The 14,149-nt window shown below is 36.5% G+C and carries 11 protein-coding genes; 3 read left to right on the top strand and 8 right to left on the bottom strand.

Annotated elements, in window-relative coordinates; genetic code table 11:
* Position 1: 1 nt before the first annotated feature.
* The gene (locus tag JOD18_RS05845; protein ID WP_204668003.1) at positions 2 to 2,167 is read right to left on the bottom strand and encodes an ABC transporter permease; all 2,166 of its coding nucleotides are present in this window, start codon (positions 2,165 to 2,167) and stop codon (positions 2 to 4) included.
* Positions 2,157 to 2,936: an ABC transporter ATP-binding protein gene (locus JOD18_RS05840; RefSeq protein ID WP_204668002.1), complete on the bottom strand. Its 780-nt coding sequence runs from the start codon at positions 2,934 to 2,936 to the stop codon at positions 2,157 to 2,159. Before JOD18_RS05840 ends, JOD18_RS05845 begins: the two co-directional genes overlap by 11 nt.
* Positions 2,937 to 3,633: 697 nt before the next feature.
* Between JOD18_RS05840 and JOD18_RS05835 the strand changes: the two genes are divergently transcribed.
* A complete protein-coding gene (locus tag JOD18_RS05835; protein WP_204668097.1) occupies positions 3,634 to 4,842 on the top strand; it encodes an MFS transporter in 1,209 nt (402 codons plus the stop codon).
* A 181-nt stretch (positions 4,843 to 5,023) separates the two neighbouring features.
* Here JOD18_RS05835 and JOD18_RS05830 read toward each other — a convergent pair whose 3' ends face one another.
* From JOD18_RS05830 to JOD18_RS05805, 6 genes are all read right to left on the bottom strand, one after another.
* A complete protein-coding gene (locus JOD18_RS05830) occupies positions 5,024 to 5,533 on the bottom strand; it encodes a cupin domain-containing protein (RefSeq protein WP_204668001.1) in 510 nt (169 codons plus the stop codon).
* A 305-nt stretch (positions 5,534 to 5,838) separates the two neighbouring features.
* Positions 5,839 to 6,396, bottom strand: coding sequence for an NUDIX hydrolase (locus JOD18_RS05825; protein WP_338029493.1), 558 nt, complete (start codon positions 6,394 to 6,396; stop codon positions 5,839 to 5,841).
* A gap of 99 nt (positions 6,397 to 6,495) precedes the next feature.
* Positions 6,496 to 6,825, bottom strand: a complete 330-nt coding sequence (locus JOD18_RS05820) for an NUDIX domain-containing protein (protein WP_338029497.1) — start codon at positions 6,823 to 6,825, stop codon at positions 6,496 to 6,498.
* A 25-nt stretch (positions 6,826 to 6,850) separates the two neighbouring features.
* Positions 6,851 to 7,129, bottom strand: a complete 279-nt coding sequence (locus JOD18_RS05815) for a hypothetical protein (RefSeq protein WP_204668000.1) — start codon at positions 7,127 to 7,129, stop codon at positions 6,851 to 6,853.
* A 2-nt stretch (positions 7,130 to 7,131) separates the two neighbouring features.
* Entirely contained in the window at positions 7,132 to 8,877 is a 1,746-nt protein-coding gene (locus JOD18_RS05810; RefSeq protein ID WP_204667999.1) for an ABC transporter ATP-binding protein, read from the bottom strand.
* Positions 8,874 to 10,568 carry an ABC transporter ATP-binding protein gene (locus JOD18_RS05805; protein ID WP_204667998.1) on the bottom strand — a complete coding sequence of 565 codons (1,695 nt, stop codon included), beginning with the start codon at positions 10,566 to 10,568 and terminating at the stop codon, positions 8,874 to 8,876. The genes JOD18_RS05810 and JOD18_RS05805 overlap by 4 nt, the downstream gene beginning before the upstream one ends.
* A 451-nt stretch (positions 10,569 to 11,019) precedes the next feature.
* Here JOD18_RS05805 and JOD18_RS05800 point away from each other — a divergent pair, with 451 nt between their 5' ends.
* Positions 11,020 to 12,546: a MutS-related protein gene (locus JOD18_RS05800; RefSeq protein WP_204667997.1), complete on the top strand. Its 1,527-nt coding sequence runs from the start codon at positions 11,020 to 11,022 to the stop codon at positions 12,544 to 12,546.
* On the top strand, positions 12,543 to 14,036 hold the full coding sequence (locus JOD18_RS05795; protein WP_204667996.1) for a MutS-related protein: 1,494 nt from the start codon (positions 12,543 to 12,545) through the stop codon (positions 14,034 to 14,036). Before JOD18_RS05800 ends, JOD18_RS05795 begins: the two co-directional genes overlap by 4 nt.
* The last annotated feature ends 113 nt before the right edge of the window (positions 14,037 to 14,149 follow it).

Here is a 14,149-nt window from a genome sequence, read left to right as displayed (position 1 = left end):
TTTAATCTATATGTGGTTTCCAGTTCAATTTATCAATTTCGTGATCTGCTGCACGGGAAACAGCTACTCCATAAATCACGACTATCACCATGACAACAGCTGCAAAGCTAAAGGCAATCGGATAAAGTAAAACCTCGTTCTCAAAGTAAAGCATGGCAAATGAAATCATCCCTCTTATGCCAATAACTCCACTTATACATGCAAGAGACATAGGTAACAGGAAGATGCACAACACTTGTCTATGCATAGATTTTTTCATTTGCTGACGTTTTGCCCCTAGCAGAGAAAGCGTTACATAACGATCTCGTGTTTGTTTCATCTGTGTTAAAAATTGTAAAGCTAATATCGTACAAGCAATAATTAAAAATAAGAAGCCCATATAAAGTGTCGTATAGCTTCCAGCCACGACGTAGAAAAGTTGACGTCCAAAGTTCTGTAAATAACTTTCAAACTCTAAGCCTGAAGCCATTAATATATCTCGTGCCTCCATCATTGGGCTCATTAAACCTTGCTGATCTTGTAATTTTTTCGGGATACGAAAATTCCAATATGTTGCATACGTTCCCTCATTTACTAGCTGATCAAACATCGAATCAGGAACGATAAATGCTGAAAAAATTTCTATGGAACGATCTGCAACTAATCCTCTTATTGGAACCGATGAGCGTATAGACATCGCTTGATTAGCAATACTCAGCAAAGTCTCCCCTTCGTTTTCAGCCTTCTCAAGAATGGTATCTAGTACAGGCATATTGTCTAGCTCATCCATAGGCAGCAAATCCGGATTGAAGTAGAAAGCCATTTCGCTTTCCGCTAGATTCAGCGGCTTTTCTCCTATTGCTTCTAAAAGTCTATTATACGATGTTTCAGCAATAAGATAAGGGGATGTGATTCCAGTCTCCAGCGTTCCCAGCAAATTAAGAGCTTCAGAGTTTTCATCACTAATCGTGTAACCTTGTATTTTACCAGATAAAAAATCCTCTTGTTCGCTCTTTGGTGTGGCCTTAATAAGTTGGTCTCTTAATGTTGACCACTCTACCAGTGATACAGGTAAAACGTCTTCTCCAAGTTCATCCTCTGTTTTCATTCTCCCTATTTCCAAACGATTTAAGTCTTCTACATAAGCTGTCATTTTTCCGGAAGTAAGAAATTGTTCGACTTCTTCATCATTTCCGCTTACAGTAAAATCATATAACGAAGAAGTTCTAGTAAAGCTACTTTCAAACCCTATAATAGTAGAAGCTCCATTCGCAATCAAAATAATCGATAATGTGATTAAAATCGATGTAACAGCAACTGAAGTAGAACGATTCGCTATATTCTCTTGAAATTGCCTTAAGGTGAATCTGTGCAATCCTTTAGTAGATTTCTTCTCTGATAAATTGGTAAGTAAGCCAAGTAATTTTCCAAATCCTCTGATGAAAAATAGGGTTCCCAAACTCCCGCATATAAATGCAACAGCCATAAATAATCCGCCAAAATCTATAAAACGGTATAAAACAATCCAATATGCAGCCGCTAAAAAGATCGAGCCAATTAGAATATGCAGTAGATTCCCTTTTATATGTCCCATATCTTGTTTCTTATCCATTTCTTCATAAAGCATTTGATGCACTTCTTGGGTAAATAGTCTGCCGCCAAGTATAATTAATGCGATACATTGAATAGATAGGAATCCAATGATAGTGAGTATAATTGCACCTATTGACAAGCTGATGTGATGACCAATAATTCCCTGCCCTACTAATTTAGAAACGGTCAAACTAATCATTTCTGCTAAAAAGCCGCCGATTAGTATACCGCCAATCAGTGCTAAAATAGAAGTTATCAGCCCTTCTGCTAAAAGTTGAAGAATAAGACGCTCTTTACGCATGCCCAGTATAAGGTAGGTTCCAAATTCTTTGCTTCTCCGATTCAGCTGATATTGATTGGCAAATAAAATCAAGAAAAACAATAAGAATAAGGCAAACCCATATACAATTGGCATTTGATTGAGAAGCTTATCAATTGCGTCACTTTCAAACTCTCTTAAAAACAGAATAACATCTTGTCTCCCTAGTGAAAGAATAATATAAAATGAAGCCACCGCTGTCACAAGTGTTGCAAAATAGATCAAATTTTCTTTTCGGCTCCGTTTGGCATTACGATAAATCAGCCTAGAGAACATTTGCACTTCCTCCCCCAAGCTGAGCTAATAGCTGCAAAATTCTTTCATAAAACTTCTCACGTGCCTCCCCTTGTTTGCGGCGCAGTTCATGAAATATTATACCATCCTGAATAAAAAGAATTCTCGAGCAAAAGCTTGCTGCATTAGGATCATGGGTAACCATTAAGATCGTTCTCTTACTACTTTTATTAATACTTTCCAACTTATTCATTAGCTTTTTTGCAGAGCGAGTATCTAACGCCCCTGTCGGCTCATCTGCCAGCACGATATCTGGATCAGAAATCAAGCTACGAGCAGCAGCTACTCTTTGTTGTTGTCCGCCAGACATTTGGGAAGGGAATTTATCAAGAATATCTGTAATCTCTAAAAAATCTGCTAATTCATTTAATTGGGCATTTGCTTTTGCAAAATCCATCCCATGAATCGATAATGGTAATAGAATGTTTTCTTGACCTGTTAAGTTGTCCAGTAACCCGAAGTCCTGAAACAAATAGCCAATCCTACTTCCCCGATATTCAGCTAAATCCTTACTGTCAAAAGCGCTGATATTTTTGCCGTTTAACAGTACTCTTCCGGATGTCGGCTTGATTATGGTTGCAATACAGTTTAACAATGTCGTTTTGCCAGAACCACTTGCCCCCATAATACCTAAAAACTCTCCTGAGAGAGCATCAAAACTAATTCCCCTTAAAGCTTTTGTTAAATTATCCTTTTTACCATAGTTTTTTTGTAAGTCTTGAACTTCTAATAATTTCTCGTGTCTGACCATAAAATAGCACTCCTTCTCCCCATTTAATATTAATCAAATTCACTGAAATGATCTGAGAATTAATCATTGCATTATATAAATATCATAACAAGTTTAGCTGTCTAGAAACACTTACAATAGATGTAAGGTGATTTGTATGTTTTTGTTGTTAAAAAGTACATCTATGATCACGACATTCATTCAGCTAAATATTAAAAAGGAGGGATTGCATTCAAGTACTGCTGCAGACAGTGAGACCAGCTTCTTTCTTCCTATTATGAAGTTAAAAAGGCAATGAGGAACTGTATCTCCAGAAGGTAAGTTACAGCAACACAACAGCAGTTGAAAAGCCTATTATTATTGGAGGGTTTTTGAAGGTATAGAATGGGATTGCCTCCTTGAGCAGAAAACTTTTCATTTAGTTCATATTAGCGTATATTTAGGGTAACGAAATAAATTTGGGAGTTTCGTATCCCACCGTTTCATCATGACGGAAATTTTACGGCTGGAAATTATATAGTGAATGTTGGAACTTAAACGGACGGTTGCAGATATAGTAAGAAAAGGTATGGGGCATTAGCACTTATGCCTTTTTCATATGTACTCAGATACTTATACCATTCTGAATACATATAATCTGTAATTTATGGTAAAAAGCTAGAAAGAAGGTTGGAACGTTATTAATACGCATCCAGGAGTAAAACGGAACTTGGTGATTATGTGGCTGGCTAATTTCTTTATTAGCGGAAGCATGACAATGGTTGTGCCTTTTATTTCCTTGTATATTCAGTCAATGGGGAACTTTTCTGAATCCTATGTACAAACATGGTCAGGGATAACCTTTGCCGTTACTTTCATCAGTGCATTTATATTTGCACCCATTTGGGGAAGAATCGGCGATCGTTTTGGAAGAAAACGTCTAATGATTATGTCAGCGTTAGGAATTGGGATTTCGGTATTTTTAATGGGATTTGTCACAGCGGTATGGCAGTTATTTCTATTACGTTTTTTAATGGGGATTGTAACTGGATTTATTCCAATGTCCCAAGCGTTTATTTCAACACAAACACCTAAAGAAGTTGCAGGTAAAGTATTAGGCACCTTGCAGACCGGAACAATTACTGGTTCTCTGATGGGACCGTTACTGGGCGGGGCGCTGGCAGATGCATTTGGTTATTCCAGCACCTTTAAATGGGTAGCAGTAACTATCTTTATATCCGGATTACTTGTCATATTCGGTGTTAAAGAAATGCAGGTTAAATTTTCAAAAGAAGAAGATACAAAAAAATACTCCCGAAAAGCAGTCCTGCAGTATATTCTAAATAAACCAATCTTATTGATTGTCCTATTGATGTCTGCCCTTGTACAAATAGCGCACTTTAGTGTACAGCCAATCTTATCGTTATTTGTTGAACACATTCATGGGCCAGTCAATCTGGCATTTTTTGCCGGTATTGCTTTCTCAGCAACTGGTGTCGGAAATTTAATGATGACAAGGCGCTGGGGAATAATTGGAGATAAACATGGCTACACCAAAGTATTAATTGTCATGCTATTTGTTTCTGGCTTGGTCTATTTACCAGGCATGTTCATCACAAATATTTGGCAATTAGTCGTTTTACGATTCTTACTCGGTTTATTCCTTGGCGGGATTATTCCTATCCGAGTAGCTTATATTCGTAAAGAAGCCCCTTTATCTACACAGGGGGAAGTGCTTGGCTATGATACTAGTTTACGCTTTTTCGGTAATATTATTGGTCCCATGCTAGGCGGTACAATTGCCGCAACTTGGGGATTCTCCTCGGTCTTTTTAACAACTGGCCTGTTACTTATTCTTTGCGGCTTTATCATGCTGATTGCTTGGTATCGATATGAACATGAACCAAATGCCAAACGATACCATTCCCATACTTTTTCCTCCAGATAAAAATGGAGAGGCTGCCGTTCGCCCATATGCATTAGTTAATAATAAACGTGTATTGGATGATAATATATGTTGGCAGATTAAATAAAAGCTTGCCGTTGTTGGTCAACGGCAAGCTTTTATTTTTACTGGGGATAGACTGACACAACAGTTGGCTGAAAAGATGAAGCAAACAGTCAGCTTTTCATTCTGCCCAATACGAAAACAAAGGCCCCACTTTCCCAAACACTGGATCTGCCTCTGGCAAGGGTACTTTTTTAATATTAGCTAGTTTTTCAGGTCGTTCATCTGCCTTGCCGTAACAAAAATCATAGCTTTGTCCGTTTGGATAGGCACCAATAACAGCAAAATCTGCATTGCTTTCTATTAACTTGTGACCAAAACCCGCTGGCAGAATAATAGCATCCCCTTGCTCTACGTGCACTTGTTGTCCCTGTTCACCTCCAACTTGAAGTATGGCCGCCCCGTCAGCCACAATAAGTGCTTCATGTGAGTTACTGTGATAGTGATGATAAGGAGCAACACTCCCGCGCCATGCATCAAGCCATTTGTTTTTTGTCAGCACATCTTTAGGATTATCATCAAAAGTCATCACATTTTTATACAACAGCAACGAATATGTTGGATGATTTGGAATGGATCCATTATCTCCAAATTTCAAGGATTCTATTGTAATATCTTCCGGCTTTTTCATTACTTTTCCTCCTCTTAAAATAGATGTATGTATCCCATTCTACCTTGTTAACAAGACAAACATTTTCATATAGAATAATACACTATTGTAAAATAGACTTTGCTTAAAATGGGGAATATGAATGGATTGAACTAGAAAAAAACTCTAAATCATATATTTATTTTAGTTAGACGCAGACCTTCCCCCCTACTAAAACCTCAGATAAACTGTTGCAAGAGTTGTGGAATTCATCTATATATCACTGTAATTTTTCTTTTATTTTTTCTATAACTTCTTTGTAAAATGAAATTTGATGGGGAACAAATCTATTCTTGCCGACGTTCTCGACATACATGGCCTCTATTACCTTCTTTATCTATTTTAAATCCACTAACCTTAATTGTCTTCCTTTCACCTAACCATAATTCACTAAAATCTCTAAACTTTACTATAACTATACCTGAAACTTCATCTGATTGAACAATAAAGTCATCAAGCGTATGCTCGCTCTTGTATAGAAAAACATGTGCTAATTCTTTGTCCATAAAGTCTTCTTTTATCACACAATAATCAATTACCCCTAACTGCACTAAATCTTTAAATGGGATATCAATACCTACTTCTTCTTTTATCTCCCTAACACCATCTTGAACCATTTCATCAGCCATTAAATGACCTGCAACAGTAATATCTAAAAGGTTAGGGTAATCTTCCTTGAAATCGCTGCGGAGTTGTAAATAGATGTAATCTGTATCTCGCTGTTTCGTCACAAACCAACAATAAAAAGTCTCATGCCAATATCCAAACCTATGTACCTCGTTACGGGACGCAACTCCTATTTCATTTCTATCTTCATCAAATATTTTAAAATATTCATTTCCCATCTTTATTCTCCTTAAAATTCCTATAATTGTTTTGTCTCAGGTACTGTGATTAATAATACCGTTAAAATCTGTTGATTAAGGATAGTGTTTAAAGCAGGCTTATTTTCCAACACGTAACAATTCCATTGGAATTCTCTTTACAAAATGTTTTTCAATAAAAGTAAGGACTTCATCGTTTCCTGGCAAGGCAACTTGTTCCATCGCTTCATTAAAACTCAGCCATTTATATTCACTATGTTCATAGTTTAATATTACATGCTGTTCCACATCCACATATCCAACAAATACGGGGGCAATATAAATATAGTTCTCATTAGGTGAGTAAAACTGATCAAATTTATTAGAAGTGTATAATGAAACCTTTGTGATTCCAGTCTTTTCTTCAATTTCTCTTAGGGCAAATTCCCAAGCTTTTTCCCCTTCTTCAATACTCCCTCCAATATAACACCATACTTCACGTAAAACAGGGGTTGCTCGTTTTAATCCTAAGTCTCTTTATAGTTGTTAAGGAATGTCGTTCATTTGTTGGAAAATGTTGAATCCACATAAAACCATTATCAACAATACAAACTTGCTCATCTCCATATTGAACATGTAATGGTGCAGAAACCTTATTTACTTTTAGTAAGGTAACATAACCATTGAATCCTTCTGTATCAAAAAATGATTGTACGTACTCTCTATCAGTTACACGTTTCCATTCCGAACGGTCGCCATATCTTCGCTTTAACATCTTCATCCTCCCCTTAATTGTGCATAAAGGCCCTTTAAACTAAGCAAGCTTTCATGGTCCCCATCTTCAACGATTTGTCCATTCTCCATAACAATAATTCGATCTGCTTTTTGTGCTAATGATAAATTGTGTGTGATAAATAAAACGGTGCTCCCTCTATCCAACAACTGAAGAATGGACTGCGAAATTAGATTCTCCGACTCATTATCCAAGGCAGATGTAACTTCATCAAGAATAATAATAGGAGCATTGCGTATAAAGGCTCTTGCTAGAGCAATTCTTTGACGCTGCCCGCCTGACAGTGAAGATCCTTTTTCTCTAATTGCGGTATCATACTGTTGGTCTAATGTAGCAATAAAACCATTTGCATTGGCAAGATTACTTGCTTCTATAACATCATTCATTGTCGTGTTTTCCTTACTTCCCAGTTCAATATTTTCTACAATGGTTCCCGAGAATAAATAAGGAGTTTGAGGAACATATGCAATATTACTTCTCACTTTTTCTTGGTTTTCATTTAAAGATTGACCGAAAATCTCCATGTTTCCACTGTCTAATTCATATAGTCCACCACATAATTTAGCAAGTGTAGATTTGCCGGAACCACTTGGCCCAACAATCGCAACCGAGCTTCCTGAATCTATTGTCAAATTAAAATGATTAAATAATTCCTTGTCTTTTTGATAAGAAAACTTTCCGTTTGCAATCTGGATAGCAGGACTGGTAAAATTTGATACGCTTTGATCAGCTTCCACATCTATGTCATTTTCATCCTTGTTTTTAAATAAATTTCCTATCTTATCAACTCTATCCCCAGCTCCTAAAGCCATTTGCAATGAACTCCACATTTGAGCAATGCCAAGAAACGGCCCCATTAACCGCATTGTCAGAAACAAGAAAGCTAATACTTGTCCAGGAGTGATTTCATTTTGAATTGCCGCCACAGCTACAAAAAAAGTACAGGTGTATGCGATGGCATTAAAAGAAAATTCAATACTTTGTTCCCGAAAGGATGTTAATAATGCTCTTTTCATGAACAACTTGTTTTGTTTATCTCTTTCTACTGTATATTTGCGATGCATTATTTTCTCTATACATAGGGACTTAACCACTTTCACTCCTTGCATCATTTCTTGTAATATATTTCTGACATCTGCATCCTTTTTTTGAGCCTCGACAGTGACTGAGCGGATTTTCATATCGAAAAGCTTTCCAATCAAAAATGACGCTGGCCCGCCAATTAAGGCTAACAATGCCAAAAGTAAATCAATTCGAGCTAAGTATATAAACACAACAGCTGACATCAAGATATGGAACAATATATTAAATACAAGAAAATCTATAATTTCGCTGGCAGCAGGAGCATCTTTGTTGATCCTGTTGACTAAATCACCTGACGAATACCTATTTGCCTCTAGAAGAGGGATTTTGTTACACTCTTCAAAAAAATCAAGCGTGAAGTCTCTAGAAATATAAGAGATCGTATAGTTTCTTAAAATAAACTGGATAACCATCATCGCCAAACAGCCCAGGCCGACAGCTAAGCTTATTTGTACAAAAGTCAATAATCTCTCAAGCGAACCTTCATCAATAAGATTTATAAAAAACTGTTGAATCCATGTATTTCCTACACTAAATAAGATATCTATACTGATTAATAGAGTGGCCAATATAAATATGAATGAATAGGGTTTCGAATATTTCATCATATGTCTGGTAAGGGTAAATGCACTTAATTTGTTTTTCAAATTACTCCCTCCTTTTGGCCGTCATAGTACATCTTGTAAAACTTCCCCTTTTTTTGCATTAATTCTTGATGGCTGCCTGATTCTATAATCTGTCCATCCTCCATAAATGCACTATGATCTGCATGTTGAATCGTTGCTAATCGATGAGAAATAATCAGTATGGTCTTTCCCTTAAAAATCTCAAGTAATTGTTCGACAATCAACCTTTCATTTGTGTTATCTAAAGATGAGGTAGGTTCATCCAGAATAACAATGTCTGGATTGGATAAAAATGCTCGTGCAATAGTAATCCTTTGTTGTTCCCCTCCCGAAAGCTGCAAACCATCCTCACCAATCACACTGTCATATTGCTTCCGTGTATTGCTTATCGAATTATGTATTTGTGCTGATTTCGCTGCAGAGATTACCTCTTCCAAAGTGGCTCCTTCTTTTCCTATCGCTATATTTTCGAATATAGTTCCTGTAAACAAAACAGGCTCTTGCGGGATATAGGCAATACGGCTCCTCCAATCTGAAATATCCAAATCCTGAAGACAATCAACTCCATAGTATATGTTTCCTTTACTCGGTTCATACAATGCTAACAATAGATTAGCCAGTGTACTTTTACCGCTTCCGCTTGGACCAATAAGAGCGGTTGATTTTCCCTTTTGCAGCGTCATCGAGATCCCCTTTAATGAGGCTTGATTTTGATGATAGGAAAAATAAACATCTTCGATATGGATATCCTCGATCTGAGTTGTTCTATTTATCTCTTTCAGCTTTTGCTCTTTTGATAAATCCAGTAATTCAAATATACGGCGTCCATGTGATAATGAATGTTGAAACTGAGACCATATCCCAGCTAACCCTGAAAGAGGAAACGCCAATCTTTCGAACGAAATGGCAAAAGCCACAACATCACCCACATTTAGTTGATTGATCGAAACCAAATAACCACCATAACCAAATATATATAAAATGCCTAACAACCATATTAATGTGTGACTTCGAAACAGGGCAACCTCATACCTTTGAACTTTAAAGTGGTATTTTAGATACTGATTGTATTTACGCTCTAGTGCACGCTTCATTCTTTCCGTCAATGAATAACTCCTAACCACTTCTGCCCCTTGAATGACATCCTGAATAAATGATTCTTTTTCTCCTATTGCATGTTGCCTTGATTCATAGAGATTTCTCATGGGTTTAGAAACCAAATTAATGATCATGGGTAATATTACAGCTAGCAATAACGCCCCTACTGTTAGAGGTATATTAATAAAAGAAAAATAGGACAGTAGAAATATGATCTGCAGTACATTTCCAAGCACTTCCTGAGATTTAATATTTACACCAGCTTGTGCCTCTTGAACAGAATCAGTGATTCTATTAATAATATCCCCCGTATGATACTTATCCAAATTAGTCATTTTCGTATTCAATGTATTCTTTAATACGTTGGATTGCATATAAAGGGTAGAACGAAGCATCAGGCGTTCAGATAACACTTTCTTTAAAATGGCTACTGTTAGATTTACGATTAATATACCAACCGCCAAAAACACTGTATTTATCAGCAGGCTCATATTTTTATCTACTGCCGCATTGGCCAGTCTATTAAACATTTCTGCCGTAGCTACGCTTAATAAAGATAGAATAACTGTTAGAAGGCATAGGATAATGTACCAGATGACATAACGTTTGCCCATTCTAAGCAATCTTATGAAAACATTTGAAGTGGAAAGAATCTCCATTACACAACTCCCTCTCCCAAATTTTAAATATAGATTATGGTGTAAAGGTTTATATACTCCAGTTTCTATGTCTACTATTTTACCAAATATTAACGAAAAAAAGGCAAATTCTCGTATATTGGAGTTTTTCATACAAGCAAATATTCACAAGAAAAATTGGCGGATGAACAATAAACGACTTTTTTGATTATTTATGAAATCCATTACTTCACACTGATACACAATCCTTTTTTACACTATATCTTGAATCATGTCCGAAACTTGATTTATATAGTATAAAATTAAGTATACAATTGTTATATGGTTGAGGGCTTTCTCAGGTTGTAAGCATGTGTTATTTGTGTAATAATTTAGATAAATATCTTTCGTGGGTAATAGAAAAAAAGAAAGGAGCTTGTGGAAAGCAATGTTATATCACAGTATTTTATTTCACAATAATTCCCCAACCAGTATCAAACAAGGGCATAGCACTTCTGATTTTTTTCATGACATTCACATACATACCATTATTCAAGATATTGTAAAGAACAATGACGAATATGACCTGTTTCCGCTGTTTTATAACAAACTATCAACCATTGACGCCATTAAGTATCGTACGGCTATCATGGAGGAAATCGATTGTTTATTGTTAGAACCACTCGAAACTTTCTCACGAGACATGAGAAAAGTGCGGAAGTATGCAGATTACAGCAAATCCAGCAATGAGAAATATCAACAATATAAGTGGCTGTTAGATGCAGCCTATATTTATTGTTTTGCTGTTAAAGAATTACATAGTTCATTGTCTGCCATTCATTTGCAATCACTTGGACTGCGACGATTTTATAAATGGTTGACTTATTATATTAGTACGACTGACTTTACCATGCTGGACAAAGATACATTAGCACTGCGGAAGGAATTCGACCAAATACAATACAGTATGTTCATTGAAGAAGACAATATTTTAATCTATCCAGACGATAATGAAAATGATTATTGTCAGTCATTAAGCAGGGCTTTTAAACAAGAAGTTGAACTTGCAGGAGATTCTTCCCTTCAGCTTTTTGCCGGGGTACAACTTTCCGAAGCCGAAAAGGAATTGCAAACTATCTTGAGAAAACATTTTCCGAAGCCTTTTGGCAAACTAAAACCTTATTATTCCAAGTATGCTCACTTCATTAATGATTCTATCATGAACTTTGACCATGAGCTCCAGTTCTATATTGCTTGCTTACAATATTTCCGAACTTTAAAACATCAGGGCTTACGCTACTGCTATCCTGAAATCTCCAATCAAAAAGAGCTGCATATTATAGCAGGGTATGATCTCTCTTTGGCTACTTCAGAATTACATGTGGATAAGAAGGTTATTGGTAATGATTTCACCCTTAATCCAAATGAACGCCTCTGTGTACTAACTGGACCAAATCAAGGGGGGAAAACGACCTTTGCTAGATCTCTTGGACAAATTCTTTACTTAAGTTCAATTGGTTGTCCAGTACCAAGTAAACAAGCAAAAGTCTTTTTATTCGATAAGCTCTTTACCCATTTTCCTTCCAAAGAAGAAACGGGAACAAATGCAGGGAAATTAATAGATGAGTTAACTCGTCTTGAAAATATTCTTGATAACGCTACTTGTGACAGCGTCATTATTTTGAACGAACTCTTTTCCTCCACAACTACTCGTGATGCTTATGCTATGGGTAAGAAAACACTGCGAAAATTAATGAGAAAAAATACAATGTGTCTATATGTCACACACTTATTTGAATTAGCCGCTGTGCATGATGATATAGTAAGCTTAGTCGCAGCTACTAATACATGCGATCTCTCACAAAGAACCTTCAAAATCACAAGAAGGGCTGCTGATGGTCTACTTCATAATTCTACCATGGTTGAAAAATACGGATTAACACTCTCACAGATAAAGGAGCGAATCCAAACATGAAACCTTTTTTACTCTATGAGCATCATACGTTTCAACATCAAATTCAAACTCATGACCAAGTATTAATGCAGGATTTGCAGCTAGAACCACTCTTAAGAACAATGGCTCAACATGATCATTACATATATAAAACAACCATGAAAATCATTCTACATACCGAAACCAATGTAAATACCCTTCATTACAGACAGCAAATAATCAAGGATGGTCTTAAAAATCCCGATTTCTTTACAAATATATATTCCATTGCAAGCGAAATTGTAGCGGAATCAGAGATCTATCAGGCTACCATGAAACCCAACTATTATATGACAGTTCCCATTAGAGAGAAGTTCAAAACTGCGATAACTTTATTAGAAGTAATATTAACAAAGCTTAAAGATCTTCGTCGTTTAGGGAAACTTAACATACACCATTGTAAGTCAAAGGGTTTGACATCTTTATTTAACAAGCTTGATAAAAGATATCCTGACGAGCTTCTTTCAGAAACGAACGCACACCTTCAATTACTCCAACAAATGGGGGAGGAAGTCCATTTAAAAATTGGGGCAAGAATTGGAGATGGTCTTAAGGGGAGCGACTTTATAATAAGAGATTTGCTTGCTCAGCCGCCTCTATCTTTCAGGAAAAAGAAGTTAAAATCATCTGGAGTCAGTATGTTTCCCAATGGCTTAAATGAAATCAAAGAAACTGTTTTCCACAAAATTTTGGGAATCGTAAAGCGATTTGTGGATGAATGCCTAGACTTCTGTAAGTTACTTCGCTTTGAGACCGGATTTTATGTTGGTTGCTTACATTTACACCATGTGCTTACCAAACGCGGATTCGAAATATCCTTCCCTGTTCCAGAGAGCGACAGCGAGAGAACCCTTTTTTATAATGATTTATATGATCCCGTTCTGGCTATCCATACTGGCATACAACCTGTTGTTAATGATCTCCAAGCAGACAAGAGCGTTCAATTTGTTATTACTGGGGCAAATCAAGGAGGCAAGTCAACCTTATTACGAAGTATTGGCCTTGCGCAATTAATGATGCAATGCGGCTTGTTTGTACCAGCCACTTTTTACCGTGCCAACCTTTGCGACCGTATTTTTACACATTTCACTCGTGAAGAAGATATGCATATGATTAGTGGTAAGCTGGACGAGGAGCTTTTGCGGCTAGATCAGATCATGGATGATATTACTCCTCGTTCTGTCTTATTATTAAATGAACCTTTCTCCTCTACAACAGAAAGAGAGGGTTCTCTCATCGCCAGAGACATACTCTCCGCCTGTTATGAAGTAAAACTAAAGGTTTTCATTGTTACACATTTTTATGAATTAGCAAAGTGGGCATATATGAAAAAGGCAGAACATGCTGTTTTTTTATCGCCGGAACGTGCATATTCCGGAAAACGAACTTTTAAACTTACCTATGGTGAACCAGAGTCCACAAGTTATGGAGAAGATCTCTTCCATCATATCATTGAAAAAACACATGACTAAAATTTGAATTTTTCATAGAATCATTTTTACATTCTGAGTTATCACTTACAAATACCATCAATTTTTGACCTGTACCAAAGGACCAAAAGAGCTATATAGAAAAATACCCATCA

It is taken from the genome of Gracilibacillus alcaliphilus (assembly GCF_016909015.1).
Taxonomy (GTDB): domain Bacteria; phylum Bacillota; class Bacilli; order Bacillales; family Amphibacillaceae; genus Gracilibacillus; species Gracilibacillus alcaliphilus.
Note: the sequence above shows the minus strand (reverse complement) of the source record. Positions and strands in the feature narration are given on the sequence as shown.

What these genes read in the sequence shown, in the direction of transcription:
- JOD18_RS05825 (WP_338029493.1), bottom strand. Translation starts at nt 6,396, where the DNA reads ATGGGAAATGAATATTTTAAAATATTTGATGAAGATAGAAATGAAATA.
- JOD18_RS05805 (WP_204667998.1), bottom strand. Translation starts at nt 10,568, where the DNA reads ATGGGCAAACGTTATGTCATCTGGTACATTATCCTATGCCTTCTAACA.
- JOD18_RS05845 (WP_204668003.1), bottom strand. Translation starts at nt 2,167, where the DNA reads ATGTTCTCTAGGCTGATTTATCGTAATGCCAAACGGAGCCGAAAAGAA.
- JOD18_RS05815 (WP_204668000.1), bottom strand. Translation starts at nt 7,129, where the DNA reads ATGTTAAAGCGAAGATATGGCGACCGTTCGGAATGGAAACGTGTAACT.
- JOD18_RS05840 (WP_204668002.1), bottom strand. Translation starts at nt 2,936, where the DNA reads ATGGTCAGACACGAGAAATTATTAGAAGTTCAAGACTTACAAAAAAAC.
- JOD18_RS05835 (WP_204668097.1), top strand. Translation starts at nt 3,634, where the DNA reads ATGTGGCTGGCTAATTTCTTTATTAGCGGAAGCATGACAATGGTTGTG.
- JOD18_RS05800 (WP_204667997.1), top strand. Translation starts at nt 11,020, where the DNA reads ATGTTATATCACAGTATTTTATTTCACAATAATTCCCCAACCAGTATC.
- JOD18_RS05795 (WP_204667996.1), top strand. Translation starts at nt 12,543, where the DNA reads ATGAAACCTTTTTTACTCTATGAGCATCATACGTTTCAACATCAAATT.
- JOD18_RS05830 (WP_204668001.1), bottom strand. Translation starts at nt 5,533, where the DNA reads ATGAAAAAGCCGGAAGATATTACAATAGAATCCTTGAAATTTGGAGAT.